Origin of the sequence: Paenibacillus sp. Root444D2 (assembly GCF_001426375.1) — a bacterium.
Taxonomy (GTDB): Bacteria; Bacillota; Bacilli; order Paenibacillales; family NBRC-103111; genus Paenibacillus_E.
In genome coordinates, this window is sequence record NZ_LMEO01000050.1 from 585,136 (window position 1) to 608,717 (window position 23,582).

General features: G+C 42.2%; 32 protein-coding genes. 10 read left to right on the forward strand and 22 right to left on the reverse strand.

What is annotated here, in order from left to right; translation table 11 throughout:
- Positions 1–151: 151 nt before the first annotated feature.
- From ASD40_RS29990 to ASD40_RS38040, 4 genes are all read right to left on the reverse strand, one after another.
- Positions 152–2,275 carry a helix-turn-helix domain-containing protein gene (locus ASD40_RS29990; protein ID WP_057306785.1) on the reverse strand — a complete coding sequence of 708 codons (2,124 nt, stop codon included), beginning with the start codon at positions 2,273–2,275 and terminating at the stop codon, positions 152–154.
- Between the two features lie 9 nt (positions 2,276–2,284).
- Positions 2,285–2,476 (reverse strand): hypothetical protein, encoded by a 192-nt coding sequence (locus ASD40_RS36755; RefSeq protein ID WP_057306786.1) that lies wholly within the window; start codon positions 2,474–2,476, stop codon positions 2,285–2,287.
- Between the two features lie 186 nt (positions 2,477–2,662).
- Complete coding sequence (locus tag ASD40_RS30000; RefSeq protein ID WP_057306787.1) at positions 2,663–3,457, reverse strand: phytanoyl-CoA dioxygenase family protein; 795 nt, start codon at positions 3,455–3,457, stop codon at positions 2,663–2,665.
- Entirely contained in the window at positions 3,454–3,741 is a 288-nt protein-coding gene (locus ASD40_RS38040) for a hypothetical protein (protein ID WP_057306788.1), read from the reverse strand. Before ASD40_RS38040 ends, ASD40_RS30000 begins: the two co-directional genes overlap by 4 nt.
- A gap of 249 nt (positions 3,742–3,990) precedes the next feature.
- On the opposite strand from ASD40_RS38040, the gene ASD40_RS38875 reads away from it, so the two are divergent.
- From ASD40_RS38875 to ASD40_RS30025, 5 genes are all read left to right on the forward strand, one after another.
- On the forward strand, positions 3,991–4,107 hold the full coding sequence (locus tag ASD40_RS38875) for an HTH domain-containing protein (protein ID WP_235549459.1): 117 nt from the start codon (positions 3,991–3,993) through the stop codon (positions 4,105–4,107).
- A 144-nt stretch (positions 4,108–4,251) separates the two neighbouring features.
- Positions 4,252–4,464 carry a WYL domain-containing protein gene (locus ASD40_RS38880; RefSeq protein WP_057306789.1) on the forward strand — a complete coding sequence of 71 codons (213 nt, stop codon included), beginning with the start codon at positions 4,252–4,254 and terminating at the stop codon, positions 4,462–4,464.
- Between the two features lie 83 nt (positions 4,465–4,547).
- Positions 4,548–4,898, forward strand: a complete 351-nt coding sequence (locus tag ASD40_RS30015) for a hypothetical protein (protein WP_057306790.1) — start codon at positions 4,548–4,550, stop codon at positions 4,896–4,898.
- 35 nt (positions 4,899–4,933) lie between these two features.
- Positions 4,934–5,260, forward strand: a complete 327-nt coding sequence (locus ASD40_RS30020; RefSeq protein ID WP_057306791.1) for a DUF1330 domain-containing protein — start codon at positions 4,934–4,936, stop codon at positions 5,258–5,260.
- Positions 5,261–5,304: 44 nt separating this feature from the next.
- Complete coding sequence (locus ASD40_RS30025) at positions 5,305–6,099, forward strand: SDR family oxidoreductase (RefSeq protein ID WP_057306792.1); 795 nt, start codon at positions 5,305–5,307, stop codon at positions 6,097–6,099.
- A gap of 120 nt (positions 6,100–6,219) precedes the next feature.
- On the opposite strand, the gene ASD40_RS38330 is transcribed toward ASD40_RS30025, so the two are convergent.
- The 6 genes from ASD40_RS38330 to ASD40_RS30045 all read right to left on the reverse strand — a co-directional run bounded on the left by ASD40_RS38330 (position 6,220) and on the right by ASD40_RS30045 (position 10,761).
- The gene (locus tag ASD40_RS38330; RefSeq protein ID WP_164484195.1) at positions 6,220–6,390 is read right to left on the reverse strand and encodes a hypothetical protein; all 171 of its coding nucleotides are present in this window, start codon (positions 6,388–6,390) and stop codon (positions 6,220–6,222) included.
- 312 nt (positions 6,391–6,702) lie between these two features.
- Positions 6,703–6,960: a hypothetical protein gene (locus ASD40_RS30030; RefSeq protein WP_057306793.1), complete on the reverse strand. Its 258-nt coding sequence runs from the start codon at positions 6,958–6,960 to the stop codon at positions 6,703–6,705.
- A 583-nt stretch (positions 6,961–7,543) separates the two neighbouring features.
- Positions 7,544–7,639, reverse strand: coding sequence for a hypothetical protein (locus ASD40_RS39540; RefSeq protein WP_162251336.1), 96 nt, complete (start codon positions 7,637–7,639; stop codon positions 7,544–7,546).
- Positions 7,627–7,899 (reverse strand): hypothetical protein, encoded by a 273-nt coding sequence (locus ASD40_RS37585; protein WP_057306794.1) that lies wholly within the window; start codon positions 7,897–7,899, stop codon positions 7,627–7,629. Before ASD40_RS37585 ends, ASD40_RS39540 begins: the two co-directional genes overlap by 13 nt.
- A gap of 408 nt (positions 7,900–8,307) precedes the next feature.
- Complete coding sequence (locus tag ASD40_RS30040) at positions 8,308–9,510, reverse strand: multidrug effflux MFS transporter (RefSeq protein ID WP_057306795.1); 1,203 nt, start codon at positions 9,508–9,510, stop codon at positions 8,308–8,310.
- Between the two features lie 261 nt (positions 9,511–9,771).
- Positions 9,772–10,761, reverse strand: a complete 990-nt coding sequence (locus ASD40_RS30045; protein WP_082562546.1) for an SDR family NAD(P)-dependent oxidoreductase — start codon at positions 10,759–10,761, stop codon at positions 9,772–9,774.
- Between the two features lie 105 nt (positions 10,762–10,866).
- On the opposite strand from ASD40_RS30045, the gene ASD40_RS30050 reads away from it, so the two are divergent.
- Positions 10,867–11,418: a TetR/AcrR family transcriptional regulator gene (locus ASD40_RS30050; protein ID WP_057306796.1), complete on the forward strand. Its 552-nt coding sequence runs from the start codon at positions 10,867–10,869 to the stop codon at positions 11,416–11,418.
- Positions 11,419–11,998: 580 nt separating this feature from the next.
- Here ASD40_RS30050 and ASD40_RS30055 read toward each other — a convergent pair.
- The 8 genes from ASD40_RS30055 to ASD40_RS30090 all read right to left on the reverse strand — a co-directional run bounded on the left by ASD40_RS30055 (position 11,999) and on the right by ASD40_RS30090 (position 16,873).
- Positions 11,999–12,541: a GNAT family N-acetyltransferase gene (locus tag ASD40_RS30055; protein WP_057306797.1), complete on the reverse strand. Its 543-nt coding sequence runs from the start codon at positions 12,539–12,541 to the stop codon at positions 11,999–12,001.
- Positions 12,542–12,707: 166 nt separating this feature from the next.
- Positions 12,708–13,262 carry a hypothetical protein gene (locus ASD40_RS30060; protein WP_057306798.1) on the reverse strand — a complete coding sequence of 185 codons (555 nt, stop codon included), beginning with the start codon at positions 13,260–13,262 and terminating at the stop codon, positions 12,708–12,710.
- Positions 13,246–13,464, reverse strand: coding sequence for a helix-turn-helix domain-containing protein (locus ASD40_RS30065; protein ID WP_028776701.1), 219 nt, complete (start codon positions 13,462–13,464; stop codon positions 13,246–13,248). Before ASD40_RS30065 ends, ASD40_RS30060 begins: the two co-directional genes overlap by 17 nt.
- 10 nt (positions 13,465–13,474) lie before the next feature.
- On the reverse strand, positions 13,475–13,957 hold the full coding sequence (locus ASD40_RS30070; protein WP_057306799.1) for a DUF2975 domain-containing protein: 483 nt from the start codon (positions 13,955–13,957) through the stop codon (positions 13,475–13,477).
- Between the two features lie 372 nt (positions 13,958–14,329).
- Positions 14,330–14,797, reverse strand: coding sequence for a DUF3995 domain-containing protein (locus ASD40_RS30075; RefSeq protein ID WP_057306800.1), 468 nt, complete (start codon positions 14,795–14,797; stop codon positions 14,330–14,332).
- On the reverse strand, positions 14,787–15,257 hold the full coding sequence (locus tag ASD40_RS30080) for a hypothetical protein (protein ID WP_057306801.1): 471 nt from the start codon (positions 15,255–15,257) through the stop codon (positions 14,787–14,789). Before ASD40_RS30080 ends, ASD40_RS30075 begins: the two co-directional genes overlap by 11 nt.
- A gap of 29 nt (positions 15,258–15,286) precedes the next feature.
- Positions 15,287–15,874 carry a TetR/AcrR family transcriptional regulator gene (locus ASD40_RS30085; protein WP_057306802.1) on the reverse strand — a complete coding sequence of 196 codons (588 nt, stop codon included), beginning with the start codon at positions 15,872–15,874 and terminating at the stop codon, positions 15,287–15,289.
- Between the two features lie 459 nt (positions 15,875–16,333).
- Positions 16,334–16,873, reverse strand: a complete 540-nt coding sequence (locus tag ASD40_RS30090; RefSeq protein ID WP_057306803.1) for a DUF6022 family protein — start codon at positions 16,871–16,873, stop codon at positions 16,334–16,336.
- Positions 16,874–17,031: 158 nt separating this feature from the next.
- Between ASD40_RS30090 and ASD40_RS30095 the strand changes: the two genes are divergently transcribed.
- Positions 17,032–17,733 (forward strand): MerR family DNA-binding transcriptional regulator, encoded by a 702-nt coding sequence (locus ASD40_RS30095; RefSeq protein ID WP_057307094.1) that lies wholly within the window; start codon positions 17,032–17,034, stop codon positions 17,731–17,733.
- Positions 17,734–18,018: 285 nt separating this feature from the next.
- Here ASD40_RS30095 and ASD40_RS30100 read toward each other — a convergent pair whose 3' ends face one another.
- Positions 18,019–18,483, reverse strand: coding sequence for a hypothetical protein (locus ASD40_RS30100; protein ID WP_057306804.1), 465 nt, complete (start codon positions 18,481–18,483; stop codon positions 18,019–18,021).
- 477 nt (positions 18,484–18,960) lie between these two features.
- Here ASD40_RS30100 and ASD40_RS30105 point away from each other — a divergent pair, with 477 nt between their 5' ends.
- Positions 18,961–19,365: a VOC family protein gene (locus ASD40_RS30105; RefSeq protein ID WP_057306805.1), complete on the forward strand. Its 405-nt coding sequence runs from the start codon at positions 18,961–18,963 to the stop codon at positions 19,363–19,365.
- Positions 19,366–19,570: 205 nt separating this feature from the next.
- On the opposite strand, the gene ASD40_RS30110 is transcribed toward ASD40_RS30105, so the two are convergent.
- On the reverse strand, positions 19,571–19,837 hold the full coding sequence (locus ASD40_RS30110) for a hypothetical protein (RefSeq protein ID WP_057306806.1): 267 nt from the start codon (positions 19,835–19,837) through the stop codon (positions 19,571–19,573).
- A gap of 161 nt (positions 19,838–19,998) precedes the next feature.
- Positions 19,999–20,196 carry a hypothetical protein gene (locus ASD40_RS30115; RefSeq protein ID WP_156390236.1) on the reverse strand — a complete coding sequence of 66 codons (198 nt, stop codon included), beginning with the start codon at positions 20,194–20,196 and terminating at the stop codon, positions 19,999–20,001.
- 1,367 nt (positions 20,197–21,563) lie between these two features.
- On the opposite strand from ASD40_RS30115, the gene ASD40_RS30125 reads away from it, so the two are divergent.
- The gene (locus ASD40_RS30125; RefSeq protein WP_057306809.1) at positions 21,564–22,628 is read left to right on the forward strand and encodes an LLM class flavin-dependent oxidoreductase; all 1,065 of its coding nucleotides are present in this window, start codon (positions 21,564–21,566) and stop codon (positions 22,626–22,628) included.
- Complete coding sequence (locus ASD40_RS37590) at positions 22,609–22,887, forward strand: hypothetical protein (RefSeq protein WP_156390237.1); 279 nt, start codon at positions 22,609–22,611, stop codon at positions 22,885–22,887. Before ASD40_RS30125 ends, ASD40_RS37590 begins: the two co-directional genes overlap by 20 nt.
- 57 nt (positions 22,888–22,944) lie before the next feature.
- Here ASD40_RS37590 and ASD40_RS30130 read toward each other — a convergent pair whose 3' ends face one another.
- Positions 22,945–23,325, reverse strand: coding sequence for an HIT family protein (locus tag ASD40_RS30130; protein ID WP_057306810.1), 381 nt, complete (start codon positions 23,323–23,325; stop codon positions 22,945–22,947).
- Positions 23,326–23,582: the final 257 nt, after the last annotated feature.

Below are 23,582 nucleotides of genomic sequence, written 5' to 3' on the forward strand. Positions count from 1 at the left end.
ACCTGTCTTTTAGCTGGAAGGTACACTTCCTTCTAACGGGGACATTACTAAATGAAACATCAAACGACGGATTCAATGGAACCCGCCGTTTACGTAATTATCTTCATTCAGCTGTAAATGTTATGAGGGTTCTCTAACAGCATATAAACAATTAATTTACGGTTTTTCGGTAAATGCTAGGCGAGACACCCGATACACGCTTGAACGCTCTCCGAAACGCGTGTGCGCTGTTATAGCCGACATGCTGCGAAATTTCATCAATCGTATGCTCGCTGTTGAAGAGAAGATCAGTCGCATTTTTAATGCGGATCTTCTCTAGGTAGTCCGATAGATTCTCACCAGTTTGCTCCTTAAATAACTGCGAAATGTATTTCTCCGGGAGTTCAACAGCTACCGAAATCCGATAAAGATTTAAATCAGATTCAGGATAATGACTATCCAGGAAGGTCACAATTTTGCTAATTATTTCTCCAGTGCTATCTTCTTTTTTCTTCAACACCCTATTGCAGAACGCCTCAAGTAGCCCCAGAATTTCATTACGGAAGCGGTCCAAGCTTGTTGATAACTGTAATTGCTCCACGCGGGATTTCAACCCTTCCGATACGGCTTGATCCGTAAACGGGCTATGCAGCAGCAACTTAAAGAAAGTCCCTTTTAATTCGCCGAATAATTGCTGAACCATCTCCGCTGATAACTGCCTTTCCGAGAAATTCTGCTCCAGCAGCTGTTCAAAAATCCGATGAACCTCTTGAAGTTCGCCGATTTTAGCGGCATTCATGATCCGTAGCTCCATATCGATTGGATAATAATATGTTGTTGATTCCTTGATCACATCCTGATACCAAATTGTTTTTGCTTCTTCAAACAGAACCGAGTAATCAAGTGCTTGTCTCGCTTCTTCAAATGAACGACTGCTGTCGGAGAGCGCCTGGAAGCTGCTGCCGATCGCAACTGTAATTTGAATCCGATACTCCGCCTTTACATAATCCCGAAGCTGGTCAAACACGGCTGCAAGCTCATTTGCCTCCGCAGAGTGGACCGCTTCGCCGAAAGTGATCAAAATAGCCATTTTATCCAAATCTATATCGGTCACATTCAGTTGAAATACACCCTCAACCTCATGAAGAAACTTTTTCATTAGTAATCTGGCTGCATTCAGCTCGTGAATAATTTCTTTACTGACTAGACCGCTGTAGCCGTTAATTCGGATGATCGCTACATAACCGGCATCTCCTTTCAAATTCATGTTAGGTAGTGAATACAATAATGTCCGCACTTCCTGGAGAGAGTCAAACTCTCCCTTCAGGAGCCGCTTAACAAAAGCATCCTCCAATAAGGGTTGCTGGCGTTTTAGCTCCTCCTCGAGTGACTTTTGACTTGCTAGTAAATTAGAGATGTTTCCTTGCAGAAAATCATATTCATTCTTTCCTTTGTAACCGGCTTGACTGGCTTGGTCCCAAAAGACCGTGACAATCCGGTTTATCGGAGCACTGTTCCTGTAAGCAAATAACAATGCGGCCACAATCCCTAGCAATAATGTAGAAGCGGTTATCGTCCACGTCACCTTTGCGATGAACGCCGACTGCCTCATGACGGTGTTTTTTGGCAAACCAACGACGTATACCCACCCATTATAGGTTGATTTTGAGGAAATGAGCAGCGTTTTGTCTTCAACTAAGGTGTTGGTTGAACCTTTGCCGATAAGATCCGGTATATGTAGTGCTTTTATTTGCGAATCCTCGATGCCGACTCTAGCAATAGTATTACCTTCCTTATCACATATATAGGCCCAGCCCCCATATTGTTCCGGTACACGATGCAGCATTTTGGCAATTTCACTTTCGTCAATCAAGATGACAGCCGTTCCAAGCGAATGCTGAAAGGTATCAAAGGGAATCGACTGCAAATACGTGATCACGTTTGTTTTTTTTCCATTATTGATGAACGGTTGCGACGGCAAGGTCTCTCTGCGATGAATTTTCCCCAGAATTTCCTGTTTCCACTGGCTGCGTTCCATATCCTGATAATGGTACAAATCAAAGTAATCATCAGGACGCACAAAAACACCAGAGGGTGTAAAAATAACTTGATAATTGTTCAAATAAATGTAGAAATCTTCTAGGAAGTTATTGGTCAAGCTATATGCCGAGGTATTGCGCCAAGATTTCCAAAGTGCGTAAACATTGAAATAATCCACATCCACCTGCTCGTTCAGCAAATAATTCAGGTCTTGGTCCAGTGAAAGCTGCCTTGTGATATTTTCAACCTCTTCCATTCTTCTGTCTTAAATGTCCTTGCTCTGGTTCAGCAGCATCGCGCTCGCCTCAAGTGAATTGGTTTTAATAATATCCGAGGAAACAAAATAGGAGATGAACCCTGTAAGCATCGGGATAAGCAAGATGAGCACATAAGAAATAAGGAAGCTTCTGAAAATGGGGGAATGCTTGAATTTCAGATTAAACTTCAGCTTCAACACGGATTATTCACCTCAATTGGCATATATGACCAGAATTTATTTAACGCAAACGCTTTCAATTTTGGCTATTATAAAACGAAAACGAGACATTGTCTGTCGAAATAAGGCATTTTTCCAAAAATGAAGCGGTATCTGTACGGATAATAAAAAAACCCCGGCGTTTGCCGGGGGAATCACTTCCATTTATCATATGGTGATGTTCATTCTGGTTAGTGAATGTTCAAACGAGACATCGATGTGATCATCACCTGTGACGTAACGCCATAGCTTTGCCCGCATGACATGATCGAGCCTTGCCTCATTTCCTTGCCATTGCTCATAGCCTCTATCCAGGATCGCCGTAACCTCCGGATCCCTATAGCCATCGGTGTTAAACAACGCACGCTGCTGCTGCCCGGGACGTAACCGCAGCTTAAACACGAATCGCGTCTTATCCGTAGAATTAGGCTGAGCGCAGTGCCAGATGCCTTGGTGAACGAAAAACATCGTTCCGGCTCTGGACACCATCTTTTTCTGACCTTTAATGTTTTTATATCGGCCGATACTAGACGTATTAACTCTACGCAGATGAGAACCTGGAAGAACAAGCGTTGGTCCCATCTCCTCTGGGGCATCGTGGGCAAAATAGAAGGCTTGAATGTCAAAGCCGTAATCTCTTGTATCAATGATGGAATCCGCATGCCATTCTTGCGCTTTGCTGTGCTGGGGTTTTACTACATGCAAGTAAGAATGATCATAGATCGAATACTCGCCAACTAAACTTTGAATTATTCCTTTGACTTGAGGCAGCGCGAACACCTTCTGGATGTATTGAGACTGGTTCCAATATAAGTGCCCGGGGATGTTTTCCAGCCGCTGCTCTTCATCAACAAGCTCATTCCACTCCTGAGGCACGAGATCCTCCACCAGCAAGTACCCGTCTGTTACGAATTTGGCCATTTGTTTGGCCGATAGTAAGTGCTCTTTTCCTATGAGTTTCATTGGACAGCAACTCTCCTCTCCAAGACGTACTCGTATGGCAGATGCCCAGATTCGTGCTCGTTCCCCCGTAAATAAACAGGCAATGCTGCTAATTGAATGACGAACCATCCGTCTCTCATTGCATGAAGCACGGATGGATAGGGTGGTTCTTGCTGATCCCCGGTATTCATCTGCCTTTGGCTCTCTGGAAGCGAACCATCATACAGCGCCCAAGCAACTGTTGAAGATTCTAAATCAGGCATGGCTAGGTGTAGGATTAGAATTTGTTGTCTTAGCTCCGACATTTTCGATACCCTCCTTTTACAACCTCTACCATCAAAAAAACATACTTTGCTTTCTTATGTAAAGGTACACTTAAACCAGCAGCGTACATTAGGCTAGGACACATCATTCCGATCGTACCTATGGAGATCCTCGAAGCTCGAAACAACGCAAAATCATATAATATGACTTTATAATGTCATGTTATAAGGTGTATGCTACCAAGAGAGGTGAAGCGAATGTCGTTGAGCAGACATTTTGAAATCGTTTATATGTTACTCCATAAGAAAAAAGTGACTGCTGAAGAATTGGCAAAGCATTTTGAGGTTTCCAAACGAACGATATGTGGAAGGTCACTGTTTACATACAGAAAGTCATCGTGTGTTTAAGATTAGCCGAATGAAGGATATTGAAGTTACCGAAACTAGTTATGAGCCAAGAACGGTGGTAACACGTCTGCAGATACAAAGCAAAACAACTTACTTCATACAATCGAAGTGACTCTTCGAATTTCTGCTCAAGGTGCTCACCGAGTGTACGACGAATTTGCTGAGAAAACGATTACTCAGGAGGAAAACAGCTCTTTTACCGTCACGGCACAATTTCCTGTAGGTAATTGGCTGGACAGTTATCTGCTATCCTTTGGCCCCCTCCTTACAGAGGTTAGCCCCGAACAAGTACGTACAAGACTATTGTCTCATCTAGAAACAATGAAAAAAAATTTAAATGATCCTTTTAAAACATGACACGATGTAGTCATATTATGACTGCTATGATGAGTTTGTAGTTATCTCTCACAACATACTCACCATAGGAGGTTGAAGGATCAATGAATCCACATAGAACCATGCCAGCAGCAGTAGAAACTTACTTTACATCAGCGAACAAAACCCAGCTTGAGGCTTTTACTTCCGCTTTTGATAAAGATGCGTTGATCTTGGATAACCATCGCGAAATCAAAGGTATGAATGCCATAAAATCATGGTGTGAAGCAGAAATAATAGGGCCGAATGTCACCTTCGAGATCGTGGATACGGATTACACGAATAATTACATTGTCGTAACTGCAAAAGTAAACGGGGACTTTGACAAATCGAATCTTCCCAACCCACTCCTTCTTAAACATCAATTCCTAGTAAACAACGATAAAATTAAAGAACTCATTATTACACTTCCATAAAGTAATTTAAAAATAAGAAGGATGGAAAAGCGTATATGCCCGCTTATGTTGTTTTTATACGGGAACAGAGTTTTGATCAAAGTGAACTCCTACGCTATTCTCAGTTGGCACCGGCAGGTTTGGCCGGGCATTCCGTCAAACCTCTTGCCATGTATGGCACACACCAGATTCTAGAGGGACCCGAGATTGAAGGGCTGGCCATCTTGGAATTTCCCACTTTTGAGGAAGCACAAGATTGGTACAATAGTCCAGCCTATCAAAAAGCCCTAAAGCATCGACTTCGCGGAGGTCGGTACCGAGGTGTCATTGTCAAAGGTATACAAGGTTCCCAAGACAAGTTAACTCAGAACGGGGATACCTAGAAGTATTTTCAGCAAAAAAGTGAAAATCAGGAGGAAATATTCGCATGAGTTTTCAATTAGAAAGCATTTTAAGTGAATTTAAAGGCAAAAAAGCCTTGGTCACAGGCGGTACTAAAGGAATGGGCGAGGCCATTGCTAAGAGACTTACGGCTGCAGGTGCTACCGTAATAACTACGGCTCGAACTACTCCAGTTCATTTAGAAAATCCAGACCTGTTTATTCCCGCCGATATTAGTTCGCCTGAAGGTGTAGATAAAGTGGTGAACGGTGTTCTTGAGCGCCTAGGCGGTGTAGATATTCTTGTCAACAATGTTGGAGGCTCGTCAGCCCCATCAGGCGGAGCTCTTATTTTGACGGACGAACATTGGCAGCAAACTTTTAACGCCAATCTGTTCGCTTCCGTCCGTTTAGACCGTGGGCTGCTACCGGCTATGGTGGAAAAGGGGTTCGGTGTTATTATTCATATTTCATCCATTCAACGTCGCTTACCTCTGTATGATGCAACGTTGGCTTATGCTGCGGCCAAAGCAGCTTTAACCACTTACAGCAAAGGATTATCCAAGCAGTTTTCGCCTCAAGGCATTCGTATTAATACAGTTGCGCCAGGTTTTATCGAAACGAATGCAGCACAAAGGTTGATTGATCGGATTGCTGAGACGACAGGCGACCAAGAAAGTGCATTAAAGCAACTGATGGACTCGTTGGGAGGAATTCCAATTGGTCGTCCAGGACTACCAGAAGAAGTCGCTGAGCTTGTTGCTTTTCTGGTATCCGACCGAGCCGGTTCCATTACAGGAAGTGAATATACTATTGATGGTGGAACAGTTCCAACCGTTTAAAAGTCAATTTAAATACGTTTCTAAATAATATAGAACTAGTCAAATGATTAAAATCAATAGGCCCGAATTAGCATAAATTAAGCTAATGGGCCTATTTTATAGGTAGAGATTACGATAGTTTTATTGAATTGTCTCGTCCTCTTCATGCTCATCGTATTTGTTAATATGAGCTGTCATGGCCTCTACTGCTTCATTCACATTCGTTGTTGCAGGAACTTCTTTTACCTCATCCTCGGTTTTATCTAGAAAATTTGCTTGATCTACTTTAATTGCATCTAAGCTGTTGCTCATAAAAATCCTCCAATTTTAAGTTTATTCTTCAAATCCAAAACCGACCCCATGACTACCTAAGTTGTACCACTTGCACGTAGAAACTTATTTGAAATCATACTTCAAACGAAGTCCCTAACAATTTCATCTGCAATTTCCACTTTTGTAACTACCTTTGACAATTCCTCATTTTTCAAAATCATTACCTCCTATTGGTTAGCTACCAAGTTGCACAACAGAAGTTATTGTGTCTTTAAAGTTATGAATTATACGGACGTTTTTTAGTTATAAAAATTCCCAATGATACCACTGATTATGTAATGATCCTTCTTTTTACTTATCCTTATCATCATTTTTATTATCTTTTTTGTCCTCTACTTTATTAGCACTTTCATCTTTACCATTTATTTTTTCAACTTCTTTATCGGTCTTTTTGGCTTCTTGTTTATCTTTTTGTTTCTCTGAATCATCAGATGAACTTTTGGAGCTCTCATTTTTCACCTTTGTTTTTGGATTTGCATTACAGCCAGTAAATGATATCGCAAGAGTTAATATACTCAGAATAGCAATAATCCTCTTTAATTTAGGCAATTCTCTTTTCGCTCCTTCAATGGTAATATAATCACACTTCGCCTACTCAACATTCGTTACAGATTTATTATCTCTATTCTTCTGCGTCATTCTTAAGTGTCAATCAGTATCGAGGTTAAATTTCAAGGTGCTTCTCTTACTTAATACATTGTGTTTTACTACAATACTGTTTCAATCCATCCCAATTGCCCCATATGCATCCTCGGCACTTCTTAGGTTGTCTAGGTTTTATTTCAATGCTCATATATACCCCCCTAGTTTGATTCCAGTTACAACAAATGTTAATTTATCCTATCATTTCATAAGTATACAATGATACAAAAAGTGCCCTAGGAACGTTATCTTTTGAGTCCTGCCGACCTTATAAACGAATAAAAAACCGAATTTTGGACTGGGCCATTGAATTGCACTGTAATTCAATTTCCTTCTGAGAAATATCACCTTTTAGAGCGGAATCTCCTCCTGTGAAAAATGGATGCGGTTTACAATAATGTCCCCATTGAAGTAACTTTTTATCATATTCAACCCGCCCTTTAGTTGAATGGTAAAAAAGAAGAGACCCACAGCAACGGGCTGAGGGTCGTCATACGCCATTCGAAATCAAGACAGGGACCTCGACAATTCGTTCATCAGGCAGCTGCCTTATAGCTCCCCGATTGCGGACGTTCAAAATATCCACGCTTTGGGTGTCCCGCGATGCAAACCAAGCGCGATGTCGACGGGGTGCTTCCAACTGTCATGATGGAAAAGGTCGGCCCAATCCCGCTCTCCTTTAGCAACAGCTTGGAGCTCTTCAAGCCTGCGCTTACGTTCCTCTTCTGAGCCGTAATATGGTGGTGTCGTGGTGTAATGAATATCATCCTGCATGGGTAGATATTCAGCATGATGATCCACAGCCCCCGCTACAATGGCTCCGTAAATTTCAAGCCAACGGCGCATGACATGAAGCTCCCTATGTTTGCCTTCACTTTGCGCAGACCAGTCTCCTTCTCGAAGATAAGCTGTAAGTGAATTAAATTATGAAAGATCCGGCCTTAAAAAGAAAAAAACCGCACAGTATCAAGGCTTCGCGGGTTATTGAATGACGTAACTTTTTTGTTTTTTTCTGAAAATCGGCTTATCAACAACTCACATTAATGAATCAGTTCTTCGGACGAAGAAATGCCCAGTTCCCTGCTAAGCACCGAACATAACTGGTATACAGACCAGAATTAATTATAAAACGGAGCCCGCAAAACCTGCCGGACTCCGTTATTGTTGGTTAAGAATTGTTTAGAATTTGTTGTGTGCCGGGGTGAAATTACTGTTTTGTCGCAGAATTTTTTAGAAAAAAATATTTGGTTTTCGTCAAGCCGCCTCTTTCGACCCTTTTTTCACTAAAAGGAAGTAAGACAGCATCGCTGCGGCGCTAGTGGATAAAATAATGACACCCAGCGGAACAGCCGTGTCTTCCCCGGCAATACCGACTAGCGGAGAAACGACCGCACCGAGCAAAAATGGAATGACGCCCATCAGCGCAGCCGCACTGCCCGCCATATGCCCCTGGCTCTCCATTGCAAGTGGGAAAGCTGCCGTGGATGTAATACCGATGGCCGCTACAAAGAAAACGAGCGGAATCACAAGTGCGTACAGGGGCCCGTGGAAAATAGCCACCAGTAAGACGACGATGCTGGCTGCGCCGGCAAGCCATAGACCGAACAGCAAGAAGGTCTGCTCCGACACACGGTGAGCCATCCGACCAACCAACTGCGAGCCGATGATCAAAGTGATGCCATTCGAACCGAACAACATTGCAAATACCGTAGGGGAAACCCCGTAAATATTTTGATAAATAAAAGGTGTTCCGGAAACGTATGCGAAGACCCCCGCGATCATGACCCCCTGCGCGAGCATGTAGCCCGTAAATGAGCGGTCTCGCAAAAGCGATCTATAGTTTCGTAGTTGTTGAACAAAATTGCTGGGACTGCGACGCTCGACAGGCAAGGTCTCTTGAAGTCTCCATTTTGTCATGGCAAGGAGGAATGTCCCCAGTACCGCCAAAGCAATAAAGACGCCGATCCAGCTCGTGAGCGCTAGAACTCCACTTCCCGTTACAGGCGCCACAAGCGGGCCCAAATTTCCGACAAGTAAGAGCAGCGAGAAAAATTTGGTGAGCTCGTGGCCGCTAAACAAGTCGCGTGCGATTGCACGGGAAATGACAATGCCTGCCGAAGCAACAAACCCCTGTACTAGCCGTGAAAGGATCAGCAGCCAGATACTCGGCGAGACCGCACAAGCTATGGATGCCACAACATATATAGCCATGGAAATTAGCAATGGTTTGCGCCTGCCATAGACGTCGCTGAGCGAACCCATGACCAGTTGGCCGATACCTAGTCCGAGTAAACATGCGGTCAGACTGAGCTGGACTAGGGATGCTGTCGTACCGAATTGTTCTACAATCTGAGGAAAGGCCGGTAAATACATATCGATGGTAAAAGGCCCGAGTGTCGAAAATAAACCTAACAGCAGTGCTAGTCTAACGGCATGCTGATTGTTCTTGTTGGTCATCGTATAATGTTCTCCTCTTTCTTCATTCCATATCCGGAACTCTTATCTGTTTTATGTTACACCTTAGCACAACTGTATAGTTATTGACAACAGTTACTTATGACGTGATAAAAGCAAAAAGCAGCCGCTTCAGGAGTTCCCTGTATCAGCTGCTTCTCATTAGTTTGTTAAAAAAGGTTTTATCACTTCCTACTAAATGATAATTCCCCTTTCCTCATCTCTCCTCGTCGTTACTTGGGCCATAGGCCATACTCATGGGAGTCAATCATGACTCCGAGGAATTGTTCCATGAGGAATATGCAGAAGATCTTCACTGATCGTCCACAGCCTTTCGGCCAACGCCGGATCGATGGCCCACGAACGGACGCCTCGTTGGAGTTGGCTGTCTGCCGGTTCAACCTCCGCGATGTCGCCATCTTCGCAATAGACGCCTCCTTTGCCGTTCAGCATTGGACTGACTGCGCACCATACGGATGTGGCGGCACCTTGCTCGGCGGTTTTGAAGCCTCCGGAAGACATATAGGTACCGTCTTCGTTACGTCTTACACCCCAACCAGCTAAATCCTCGTCGCTTAAGTGTCGGGCTAAACCCGACAGGATGGCGCCGGGATGAACTGCAAAAGCGCGCACTCCGTGCTCTCGCCCTCGTTTATCGAGCTCAATGGCAAACAACGAGCAGGCGGTCTTGGACTCGCCATAGGAGACAACCTTGTCGTATGGCCTCTTGATGAAATGCAGATCGTCAAAATCGATCGGTCCTGTCATATGGCCGATCGACGAAAGAGCGACGACCCGAGCGTTCCCCGATCGCTTCAGCGCTTCCCATAAGCCTATCGTCAGTTGAAAATGCCCTAGGTAATTCGTCGCGAAATGGGTATCGAATCCCCGCTCGTCTTTAATCGTCGGAGGGAAGCTAACGCCGGCGTTCAAAATCAAAAGGTCGAGCGCACGATTGGAACTCCGGAAAACGGCGGTGAACTCGTCGATCGAGGAGGGATCCGCAAGATCGAGCCGGATCAACTCGATATTTTTCAGCGGAGCGAGCACTTCTTGCGCTTTATTGACATCACGGGCACCGACAATGACGGTTGCGCCGGCTCCGACAAGCGCACGCGTTGTTTCCAGCCCGATGCCTCCATGTCCACCTGTGACGATTGCCACCTTTCCACTTAGGTCTTGTCCAGACAGTACCTCTTGAGCAGTAGTTTCGGGTCCGAATCCCGACTGTAAAGGATTTTGTTCGGTTATCATATGTTATATGCTCCTTTGAATACGATTTTAGACAAAAAACATAAAGTGTCTATTCGTCTATACTATACAAGTAGACAAAGTTTGTAAAGTGTATAAAATGGAGATATGGACAATAAAAAGAAACTGGATATTGTTGCGACGGCGTTAGAGGTGTTCTTCAAGTACGGTTACAAACGGGTATCAATGAACGAAATTGCGGGGGCCGCAGGCATTTCGCGCGCAGGTCTCTATTTGTACTTTAAGAGTAAGGAGGAAATTTTTAACGCCGCGATTGTTCATCACGGCGACATCCTCATAGAGGAGATTAAGAAAGGGCTGCTGTCCCCTAATACAACGGAAGACAAAATTTTATATGCCCTTGAGGTATGGGCGATCCGTAATTTCGATGCTTCGCTACACTCGCCCGAATATAAAGAAATAACGGACAGCTCATACCAGTTTGCCCGGGAGGCGCTAGACACGAGCTACGAAAAATTGGAAACCTTGCTGGCCGCCTTACTGGAAATATACCCTACAGCCGCAAGCGGTATTCCTTCAGTGAGATTGGCACATCTGGTAACAGGCGCATTACGCGGCTTTAAAGCTGTTGCCAAAAGCTCTGACGAGCTTCGCCATATGATTCAGGACTTGCTCCAAATCATCTCTGCCGGTCAATAGGGATCCGCATTATTAAAACCGCGCAGCTACAGCCGACGGCCTACCTTAATACGTTGGGAAGCTGCATAAGGCAACAGGGCAAGTTTAAAGGGAACTGCCCGTTTTGGGAAAAGTCATCGATGTAAATGTTACTCCAATGGAGCGCGGTGCAGTATGAGGTCAGCCAGTTTTACTGGTTGACCTCTTTTTATTAAGTGTATTTATCGGTAGCCGGAGCAGAACGTTCGTTTTCGTAGGAACGTTATCCCGTCGCTAACGTTCGGCAAACGTTGTTGCATTCTGGAAGCATAACAGGTTGCATTCCCCAATTTGTAAAAACGCAGTTGCATTTGTTTGCATTAATGCAATCACTCTTTGCTTCAAAATAAACATTATCAACGGTATCCTACAAAAGGTATCAATCGAATCGCCTGTAAAAAGTTCTGCGAAGAATATAAAAAATAGCCCTAGCCCGTTAAGGCCCAGAGCTTCAACTCAATTAAGCGTCTAGAAAATCTATGAACTTCACACCCCATGTTCTGTTAAACATAACGTGCGAAGGAGTATTGGCGGGATGGTTTCAGGATACATGGTTCCGTCATTATAGGGAATTCCAATCACTTCTTAACATACCATATACAATGTGATCAATGTAATGGTCATATAACCATTCGGCTTCACGGATTCGACCTTCATTAGTAAACCCTAATTTCTCTGGAATCGCCCTGCTTTTTAGGTTGTTAAGCCCACATCTTATTTCAACTCTGTTTAATCCTAATTCGTTAAAGCTATAATCAACTAATCTTTTGCAAGATTTTGTAATGATACCATTACCCTGAAATTTTTCGCCTAGCCAATAACCAATACTGGTTTTATTATTAGCCCAATCAATTGAGTGATAACCGATACATCCTACGATTTCCCCTTTAAACCAAATGCCTGCATTGAATCCATTGTTAGAAGCATGTTGATTTTGACAGAATTGTATAAAGGATTTCGTATATTCAACACTTAGAGTCCCATCAACCCAGGGCAACCATTTTCTAAGGTAACCTCTAGAATCATCCGTTAATGCAAACAATTTTTCTGAATCGTCTTGTTCGAGTAATTTAAGCATCTTATCATCGTCAATTTCTAAGAGCATTTTATTCCTCTCCCCAATATCCATTTAATGTAATTATATCAAATAATATTGAAGGTTATAAACTTCTTTTTATTTACATTACTGCTCGTTACAACAATGAACATCAAAAAGGAGCTGATCTTGCGGCAGGTCCCACACTATTGTTCTCCCTTAGCGTAATTCGAAATCACCCGATACGAAAGACGATTTCATTCCCAGTCGATGTATCTTTAAATGGAGAATTGAACTCATTAAAGACAAAATCCATGCCTGAAATATCATCAGGTAATGCTGGCGATACGACGTAGTTAAATGATAAATGCCCTGAACTACCTCCACCACTATCCATTCGACAATGGTATGTTTCCCCTAGATATAATTCAAAATGTTTTGTTTTATTCGACTTTAACGACTGGTCACTCACTACAACCCAATCAATATTAAAGGTTATTACACTTGCGTTACTGTACTGCCGCATAGAGGTCACGGTATAGAAAAACTCTTCTTGTTCCTTGAATTTCAGAATGGGGACATTTTTTCTGAATCCAATAGGTTCAACTATCGGCTTATAATGCTCTTCATTTCTCAGAACATGGAAAACTGATTTCAAATAATCCTCGTAGAGGTCAAAGGAAATTGCCCATTTCTCAATATACTCGAATTTCGGATAACCTGGATTATTGCTCGAAATTTCTTTGCGTTGTTTTAACAATTCGCAAATTTGCTTATTGAGTGTCTTCATCGCTTTTGTACTCCAAAATATCACCTGGCTGACAATCCAAAGTCTTACATATCGCTTCTAATGTTGAAAAACGAACCGCTTTTGCTTTCCCATTTTTCAGAATGGAAAGATTCGCCATAGTAATTCCAACCCTCTCCGAAAGTTCTGTTACGCTCATTTTCCTTTTTGCTAACATCACATCAACATTGATGATAATCGCCATGATATTCACCTCAGATCGTTAAATCATTTTCTGATTTTATATGAATAGCTTCTTGTAAAAGTCTTTGGAGAACAGCAGCAAAAACAGCGATCACTATAGAGGCGAAAATAATGACCAATCCGATTGGTATGAAACTTGGAGGGTCAACTCTTTTCCCCATGAAATAGTAGAGCGGCATTCCTAGCAGGTACAAGGTACTGATCGTGATGGCACAATATTTTATATTCTTTAAAGCCTTTACCGATAATTCCGAGAACGCTTGGTTCTTATCAATATAGCTTAAAAGTTTAAAAGCTTGATATAGAGCAAAGTAAAAAGGTATCGCTGCCGCGTACATATCGATTAAAATGAGAGATTTCATATAAGCAATATCTGGATACAATTCTCCAGCAAAATTCCCGATCTTAGGCACCAAAAATATGCACAATGCAAGAACTGGGATTCCTATAAAAATAACAGCTAGCTTTAAAAAGAGTGTCGTAACTTGTTTCATAAAAAGCACCTCGTTTATTAAATTTTACCGAAACGTTAATCATTTTCTGGTTTTAATTCAAGGATGCTTTTTAATGGCTTTTGAAGTGCATCCACAAATAATTACCTTTAAGAAAGTGGTTGAACCTCGTTTAGCATTCATTTAAAACACCTCCACTTATTTATTGACAACATGATTTTAGCATGTAATTTATCGTTTTTCAATAAATTTGTATTGTTTTATATTATATTATTATTAAACATCCTTTTAATTTTGACAAATAAAAAAAAGCATTTCTCATTACAAAGAAATGCTTCTACTTTAAAATGTTAAATTTACAACTGGTTCAACAAAACTCCCATTTGTTATGTTCCAACGAATGAAGACGTAGCGCTATGAGGCCTGTTTCTCGTTCGATAAGCTAAAGACCAACATTGAAGCAATGGAGAGCCCAATACAGATAGGTGTGTATCCGAATAGGTTGAGCCAATAGAAAATTGTTTTAGGATCTGCTCCTATACCAAATACCCAAACAATACCCGCAAGACTCCGTAAGAAAAGCCCTGTAGAAAGCAATAACAATCCAGATTTAAGAAGCCTGTCAGGTATAAGATTGTTAAACTTTCCAAGAAACCGTATTTTCGCCAACACGATAATTGTTGCGGTAAACAAGAGTAAAGCAAGTGGAATGACAACCCTTGGTCCAAAGGATACATCTGCATTAAGGACTGCATGTGAAAGTGTTTTGGCATTAGCAGCAGGCCAAGTACTTCCTGTGGCCCAGTAAAGATGAACCAATCCATCTACCATGAGCACTGTTGCCAGAATGACTCCAGATCGCAACTTCGTTTCAAACCTCATTTTTCAATTCTCCAATAACTGATTTCAATGATTTCCTATACTCACCACGATAAAAAAAACCAAGCGATCCCCCATATACAAAATGGCCTAAGAAATTGATCATGACCCACATAACTCCATAATCTACACCTATGAAAGAAGGTTCAAACAATAAGCCATCTACAATCAGCCAAAGAAAGATTATCCCATAAAGTAAACCCGTCCATATGGATCGTTTTGGAATGAAACGAGCATATATATAGGAGAAGATTACTCCCCCAGCTAAAAACACAACATATCCTGCAATTCGTATAACCAAGGGGGATTGCAACATGAACATTTGTCCGATTCCAACTGCGACATCCAAACTATGGTGTAAAAACAAGTCTGTTAGGCGGTAAAATATCTCCATTAACAAGGTAGCAAGAAAGCCATTTCGTAAAACCTGAATCAATGAAACATTTTTTAAGACCCAAGCCATTAACATTTTCCTTTCTGTATTTAGTTTTGTTAACGTTCAGCCAAAATCCCATAGAAGAAAGTGTCTGACATTTGTTTAGCGAGTGTGTCGATGTCACGCTCATTTGTGAGAATTATACGGTAAGTAAATCGATCCAACATGGCAATAAAACCTTCTGCAGCGACCTCTATAAATAAGGAACTTCGTATAAGGCCTACTTCTTGATAATGTTTGAAAATTGAAGCCATCATTTCAATCATCACAAGTCGGAATTCTTCTCCTTGCTCCGATTGGTAAAATGCGACTTTTGTCAGGTTTGGATCAGATGCGAAAAATTGAAATAGATGGGACAAGCCTACTTGAATTCTTTGCGGTACCTCATCATGAGGCAACTTGGCAATTTCGTAGGTTCTCTCAACAAAAGGAATTAACTGGTTACGGAAGTGGCTAATCAACTCCTGAAATATTGCTTCTTTGTTTTTGAAGTATAAATAAAATGACGGTTGAGTGAGGTTAACGTTTGATACAATTGTACTGATTTTAGCTTCATGGTACCCTCGCTCAGCAAATTCCTTTGCAGCTGATTGTAAAAGTCGTTGTTTGGTGAGTTCACCTTTTGACAATTTATTCGAATTCATTAACAACCTCCTCATAAAACATTTTGTTACTATGTATTAATATTACTATATAATAACATTACTCTCAAGTATCTTTTGTAAATTTCTCCTGCAAATATGAATCAGCTCAAAAGATTCCTCGGTATTTATCCCATCATCATTGCTGCTCAATTAATCCAGATCAATGAACTCATTCTGTACTCTGCCAGTGGAAAAAGCAGCCGATTTTTGATACGGCTGCCTCCATGTCCATATTGAGCTATTGGTCGTACTTATCCATTACTTCAGTGACTTTAAGGATGTCCTCATTGTTTATATGGACCCAAGGGAGATCGAACCACTGACCTCATTGCTACAAGCGATGCGCAATCCCAGCCGAGCTATGCCCCCCACGTTATCAACGTTCTCTTATTTTTCTGGAAGGATTTCCATCGACTACGGATTAGTACATAACGATACCGATACCATCCTTCCAAGATATCATGTTTCTAAACGTAAAATTATTTCATTGACTGCTCTATTCTCCAGCTCGGATTCCTTAATTTCCCTAACTCCTTGCACGATTTTCTCCTTGAGAATCTCAGGTAGCGAATAAACGACCGGTGCCGAAGGAATGTCGAATTTCAGATGGGAGTGAGGAATTTCCGTAAGCAAAGTACCTACCGGATTGCCATGCCTGTCACGGATCACATTCCAAAATATTCTCGATCTGTTATCTTCCGTGCCCCATTTCTCAAGGGAGTTTCTGAAAATCAAGCACTTTGCGATGACGAAATCGTTCTCCTCAAGCTTCTCCATCGCACTATAACCGGCACTTTCCAGTCGTTCGAATATGGCCGGCATCAGACCGTCCAAATAAAGGCCGTAGGCAGCATCTTCTATTTCCGCAAAAGCTGCCGTCAAGTCCTTATGCATCGCCTCGTACAAGGGCTTCCATTCGGACTCAATATAACGGTTGGCCGCCTCCCCCATTTCTTTTATTGTCATGTCTTGGCGGAAATTCGGGAACTGTTTATTCATACACTTTCGCCTCCTTTTCATCATTGCAAATAAATTGTACAACATACAAGCAAATTGAAAGGTTTATCGAATAATAAGAAGGAGAATCTTATAAATTTCCAGAAAACCTTACATGTAACTTTAATTCTGATTTTTTAGGGGGAGATCGCAATTTGAAAATGCGTCCCAAAAAAATGGCAGCAACATTCATGATTAGCCCCAGCACCTTACGTAACTATGAAGCCAATGGCCTCATCCCTCCTGCGGAAAGATCAGCGAACGGCTATCGTTTTTATTCGGACCTGCATGCAGCTTACTTGGCATGTATTCAAACCTTGGCCCCGGCATTCGGGATGGAAGTGACAACTGAGGTGCTTCATTATCTTCAGCTGGACAAGACACATAACGCTTTGTGGGCCATCAGGGAAAAGGAAATCGTTTTATACGACGATAAAAAGAGATTGGAGAGGTTGATCGAGGATATTCGGCTACAAGCGATTGAAAATATATCTCCATATGCCAAAGAGCGCTTTACCATCAATGAAGTATCCGAGTTGACGAAAATAACTAAATCAACGATCCGTTATTGGGAAAAAGCAGGTTATGTAGCAGCGGACCGAGATCCTGAAAACCATTATCGTTGTTACGATGGAGGTCATCTGCAAAAAATGAGATTGATCCAAGTGCTGCAAAACTCCGTTTATTCAGAGGAAACCGTGAAATATAAGCAATCGATTGCCGCCACCGAACATGGGGATCTGCAAAGTATCATGAAGCTGGCCGAGAATATCCGGACTTACCTTGATAAGAGAATCGAGTCTCAAATGTGTGGAATATCAAGGTTATACAAATTAATTCAACTGATAAAATCACCGATCTAACCCAGTCGGAAATCAAACATTAGAAACAGAGGGATTAATATGCACCTCATTTTATGTTTATCCCTCGATAAAGTCGTGCAAATCCTGAAATACAAAACAACCTTAATTTTTCATTGTGCGAGAAATTGTTTCCCTTTAAATAAAAATGTGAATAAAAAGTAATAACTTCTCGTTTATTGCTCTTAACTCCATATTTTGATTTGGCTACTTTTTAAAACGTACTTGTTGCCGAGATCATGTACGATTCTTCGGGCACCCACCCCGAAGAATTTCTTTCCACGTCCATTATGATTTATGTGCATATTTAAATCCTCCATAATCAATGACCACGATCTGTTTGCTTCCTTTCAATCGTAAGTGCTTCAGGCGCAGGTTAGGAGCATACGGATTATAATAACGACCTATCCTCTTTGATGGAATGATTCCTTGATCCAACAATTTTTTAACCAATTGCATAAGTTGCCGTTTATATATCAAAGAATCAGAAGGAAATTTTTGAATGTATTTTTTCATGATTAACCAGCGGTAAACCTTATCGTAATTGATAATCGGTGCAAGATATTTTTTAATTACGTTCGGCGATGACTGGTATAAGGTTACTTCCATTTTGTTGCAACGGATCCCTTTTTGAGACTTAGCTATTTTTATAACATAGCCGTTACCTAAATCGTAAACAACGCGCGTTGCGCCGGATCCAATAAATTTTTTCCTTCTTATCATCCTTTTCATGTAGTCATTCATTTTAATCAAGGTGGCATCCTACTCATTTCATCAATGTGATATCCAACTGTTCTTGCGGATTCTAATGACAATATATTATAAAGGATCAGATTGGTTTTGGACTTAACGGGAAATTGGGTACCTATTACCAGTGTTGGGCTGCGGAAAAATAAAGAATTGATGATACTTCCCCGCACTAACTGTAACGGCAAGTTTTTGGGCCATCCTTTGCGGGATGGCCCTTTCTTTGAGCGCTTTCTTCAACTAAAGTTCAAGGTTGAGATCGGGGAACGCGGCAGCATCCATATCGTGTATTGATGCATTCCGAAATCGAATTCTGAAGGAAGCCAAAAAAATATTAAAACACTACTGACATACTGTTGTCAGTAATGTTTTTTATAATCGGAGTAAGTAATCGTAAAGGAGTGGGAGATAAATGCGAAGTATTTTGGCCCAAAATGATATGATACGGTATTGTATCATTTGTTATAGGAAGGATGGTATCTCGTGAATTTTGCTTCTGTACGCATCATTACCGACGACGTGGATCGTCTCGTCAAGTTCTATGAGAAAGTCATGGGTGTTTCGGCGGAACGCCCCGCGCCCGTCTTTGCCGAACTCGTTGTGCCATCGTGCACCCTGGCGATCGGCCACTCCCAGACGGTGCAACTGTTCGGCGCTGGTTCCGCAGTGGCGGCCGACAATCACACTGTCATCATCGAGTTCCGCGTCCACGATGTCGATGCCGAATACGAGCGCTTGAAGCCGTTTGTTGGCGAGTGGGTAAAGGAACCAACCACGATGCCGTGGGGGAACCGTGCTGTGCTGTTTCGCGATCCCGACGGCAACCTGGTTAACCTCTTCGCGCCGGTGACCGAGGAAGCGATCAAACGGTTCAGCGGTAGGCGTTGACGGACAGTTGAAGTGAGTGAGGCGAATTTCGTAATTAGTAATTTTACTGACCGCTTCATAGGAAGAGACCATAGCAACGAGCTATGGTCTCTTCATTTTATCTAGGTTCTTCATTATTTATTGAGAAATGGATCTATTTCGCGACCCTCGCTGATGCTGGCAGCCTATTTGTAATTATGCTATCTTCTGCGTTAGCGTAATAAAATCATTTCTTTTTCAACTGAACAAATGCTCTAATAGTTAAATAAATTGATAGAACTAAAATTGTCCCACCAAGTATCCAAACGCCTAAAACATCATTACTGGCTTTAGGTAAATACTTATCTGATATAAAAGCGATAATCACAACGAATATTCCTACACTTAAGAGTGTTTTTAAAAATGTTATTATATTAAAAGTTTTATGTTTTATATCAATGCTTCCTATTAAACATGCCACCAAAGTAATAAATATAATGAACGGTATGTCCATACAAAAACTTTCTCCTTATAATTTTCAGTTAAGGGCATTATTACCTGTATCGTAACAAGGTTACGTCTTGTTGCGCTAATCTATCCTGTAGTTTAGCAGAGGAAATGAGTTCGTTAGAAGTAATCTGTTACTTCTGTGGTACATAATTTGAATCATTAATTTCAAAAAAAATCTTTCCAAGCGATTTCGGTAGTTTCACTGCGGTAGGCTTTGTACCATACATTGTCAATTGAATAAGTGCTTCCAGGTCCTGAAAGAATGGAATGCCTAACACCCTTGGCATCAATGAGGGTTATTGATGATCCGCCTGTGAAAGCAGGCACAGGCAGGATTTTTTTGCGAAATTTAATGGATTCCATGGCTCCTTGATACTTGGCTATCAATGACTTATCATCCGTTTCGTAGAACTTTCCATTGACTGAATGACGTGTCTCTAATGAAATAATCGGTTCCTGGATTAACTACGTAAACCCATAGGGTCTGTAAAAGAAACTGAGACACAAGGCAGAAGCAAATAGTAGGAGGACTAGCGATTTGATTAAATGGCGTCCCTTTAATTTGAACTCCATGAAATCACCACGCTTTCATATCAAAACTTCCACTAAAGTTTCTCGTTAGTTGTTTATGGTACAACATTCTAAGTTATGTTGGATCATTTGATCTGTTTTATTTTTACCTACAAGAATCCAGGTAAAGTCTTGATATCTTGACACTAAAACACTTTCTGCGAGTGTAACTCTAATTTTCCAGCCAATCGGTGAGATATATAATATTGCTATTGAAGTAATGAAAATACAGGTTACGCCGAGTATAGTTTTTTTCAAAACCACACCTCTTCCCATTTAGTTACATAAGTAGACGAATTTTAATTCCATTTGTTGCGTTTTTCAATTGAGTTGATCCGTTATTCTGCTCGTTACTTGAAGAACTAAAGAGGAGTTACCTCGATTTGAATAAATGGATAATGTAATCCAAAACTAGTCCTGCAATAAGGAAAGAGCAGAAATGGATTAAATATGCCGAGAAACGAAAGGTAACTAAAATACTGCTAGCCCGAAAAATGCTTTTATCTATCATCCAGTTTCTGTACGGATCAACTCTTATCAACCAAGTGATTGGAGGAAATTGACTAAGAATAATATTTGCTAATCCACTCCCAAAATAGTCAATTAGACATATTATTATGCTCAATGCTGAGAACCAAAAAGTGAATTTTCTTAGAAGAAACATAACGCTTACCCCCTCCAACAAATTCAGATAGCTATAAATATAGGATTCTTCTTGTGAGCCCTTCCCTCCTTATGCCATAAAAGGCCTTATAACGCACTTCCCTTGTATAAAGTAATTTTCAATTTTATTCCATTAATCTGCCCGTTACTTCAATGAAAAAGAGGAACTGCATCACTGACAAGCTCCTCCACTATCGTTTTGCGTTAGTAATGATTTAATATCTGAATACAGATTACCATATCTTTGAATTAACCTATATCACTAATCTACCCGTCGTTACTTGAATGAACAAATAGAGGAGCTGCCGTAAAGCGCAGCAGAGTCGAGATAATCGTGAAATAAAATATTGAATGTAAATTTCACCTGTTAGCTGAGACGATGGCTTGATTTACCAGCAATGCAGCTGCGCAGTGGGCTGTTTTTTATTCACTTACTTTTATTGAGTTACATTAAAATATAAAGTATAATAAGGATATCTAGAAGGGAGAGAATCATTATGTCCGATCTTACGACTTCTTCAATTGAAATAGGACTAAGCACATTCCTCGAGGCTGCTCCGAGAGCCGGCGGCGTCACGCACGCCGAACGACTCCGACAGGCGGTAGAGGAGATTAATCTGGCCGAGCAAGTCGGTCTGGACGTCTATGCGATCGGTGAACATCATCGCGCGGATTACGCGAGCTCGGCGCCAGCCGTTATTCTCGCCGCTGCCGCTTCCACGACCAAACGAATCCGGCTCTCTAGCGCCGTGACCGTGTTGTCTTCGGACGATCCAGTTCGCGTGTACCAAGCTTTCTCTACCTTGGACGGCCTGTCCAATGGACGGGCGGAGATTATGGCGGGCCGCGGCTCCTTTATCGAATCGTTCCCGTTGTTTGGATACGACTTGAATCACTACAACAGTCTATTCGAGGAGAAGCTGGAGCTTCTGCTCGCGATCCGCGAATCGGAGAAAGTAAGCTGGCGAGGCGGCCATCGCCCCGCCATCGACAACCTGGGCATCTATCCGCGATCCGTACAGGAGCCGTTGCCCGTATGGATCGGAACCGGTGGCAATCCGGAGTCCGCGATTCGCGCCGGAATGCTAGGGTTGCCGGTCGTCTTTGCGATCATCGGAGGCATGCCTGAGAGGTTCGCTCCTCTAGTCAACATCTATAAGGAAGCGGCCGCGAAGGCCGGACACGACGTAAGCAAGCTGCAGATCGCGACGCATTCACACGGCTTCATCTCGGATACGACCGAGAAGGCCGCCGATTTGTTCTACCCGTCGACGGCAGCCCAGATGAACACCATCGGGCGCGAGCGCGGCTGGCCGCCATACACCCGTGACTCGTTCGACGCCGCCCGCAGCCTTCGCGGAGCGCTCTACGTCGGCGATCCCGAGTATGTCGCGGAGAAGATCGTGCTGCTGCGCAAGAACCTGGGCCTAACGCGCTTCCTCTTACACGTGGACGTCAGCACGATGCCACACCGCGAATTGCTGCGCACCATCGAACTGCTCGGCACTAAGGTCGCTCCGATCGTCCACAAGGAACTTGCTCGTGGGGCCTCACAAGGATGAGTTTGGCTGTGGATGCCGATTTTTATCGGCATTCACGAAGCGTTCGCAGCGCGTGGGGGCCGGCAATACGGTCCATCACACAGCAATTGGTCCGAACCAAGGTACAAAACCTTGGCTCGGGCACTTTTTTTACCCCAACCGTCACTTTTTCTTAGCCGTGGAGAACTTGATCGGCGTCCCTCTGATTGTATTGCGCAGAACATCCTTGAAGACGAATGCTTCCTTTGCAGACTACAAATGGTCAGGCCCATTACTTTAATAAAAAAAGAGTAGTTGCCGCGAAGCAAGCCCCTCAACTATAGTTCTTCGTTAGAGCTTAATCGACTTTCTGATTACTTTTAAACAAGTACCGAATCCCTTTTCCAGCCATTGGTTCGTCAGCATATCGAGGAATTATATGTAAGTGTGAATGAAAGACATGTTGTCCTCCCACATGACCACAATTCCATCCAACATTGTAGCCATCTGGTTTGTAATTCCGATCCAAATACAGCTTAACTTCTTGCAGTAACTTATATGTTTCATTCCATTCATCTTGAGTTAAGTCAAAAACAGTTTCCCTATGTTCTTTCGGGACAATAATACCAGCCCCTTTAATCTCTTGTTCTTTAAGCAAAGTATAAATGCATCTTTCATTGCTCATTATTACTTCATGGCTGTTATCATCGAAAATATTGCAATATGGACAATTAAGCAAACTCTACACCTCACAGATTAAATACTGATCCTGATTCTTAATTCTGTACATCAATTATATTTACCTTTTTTGCATTAATCTACCAATTAACGTAGTGAAGCTTCCGATTGTGCCGTCAGCTTCCTCATTCAACTATAGTTCCTCGTAAGCGTAACGATCCATCGCCAAAGAAGAACAAATTCGAGTCAGGATTGAACTATCGTGTTCCGTCCCTCGGTTCAATAATGTTCTTCACACCTGGTTGAATTGAGGTACAG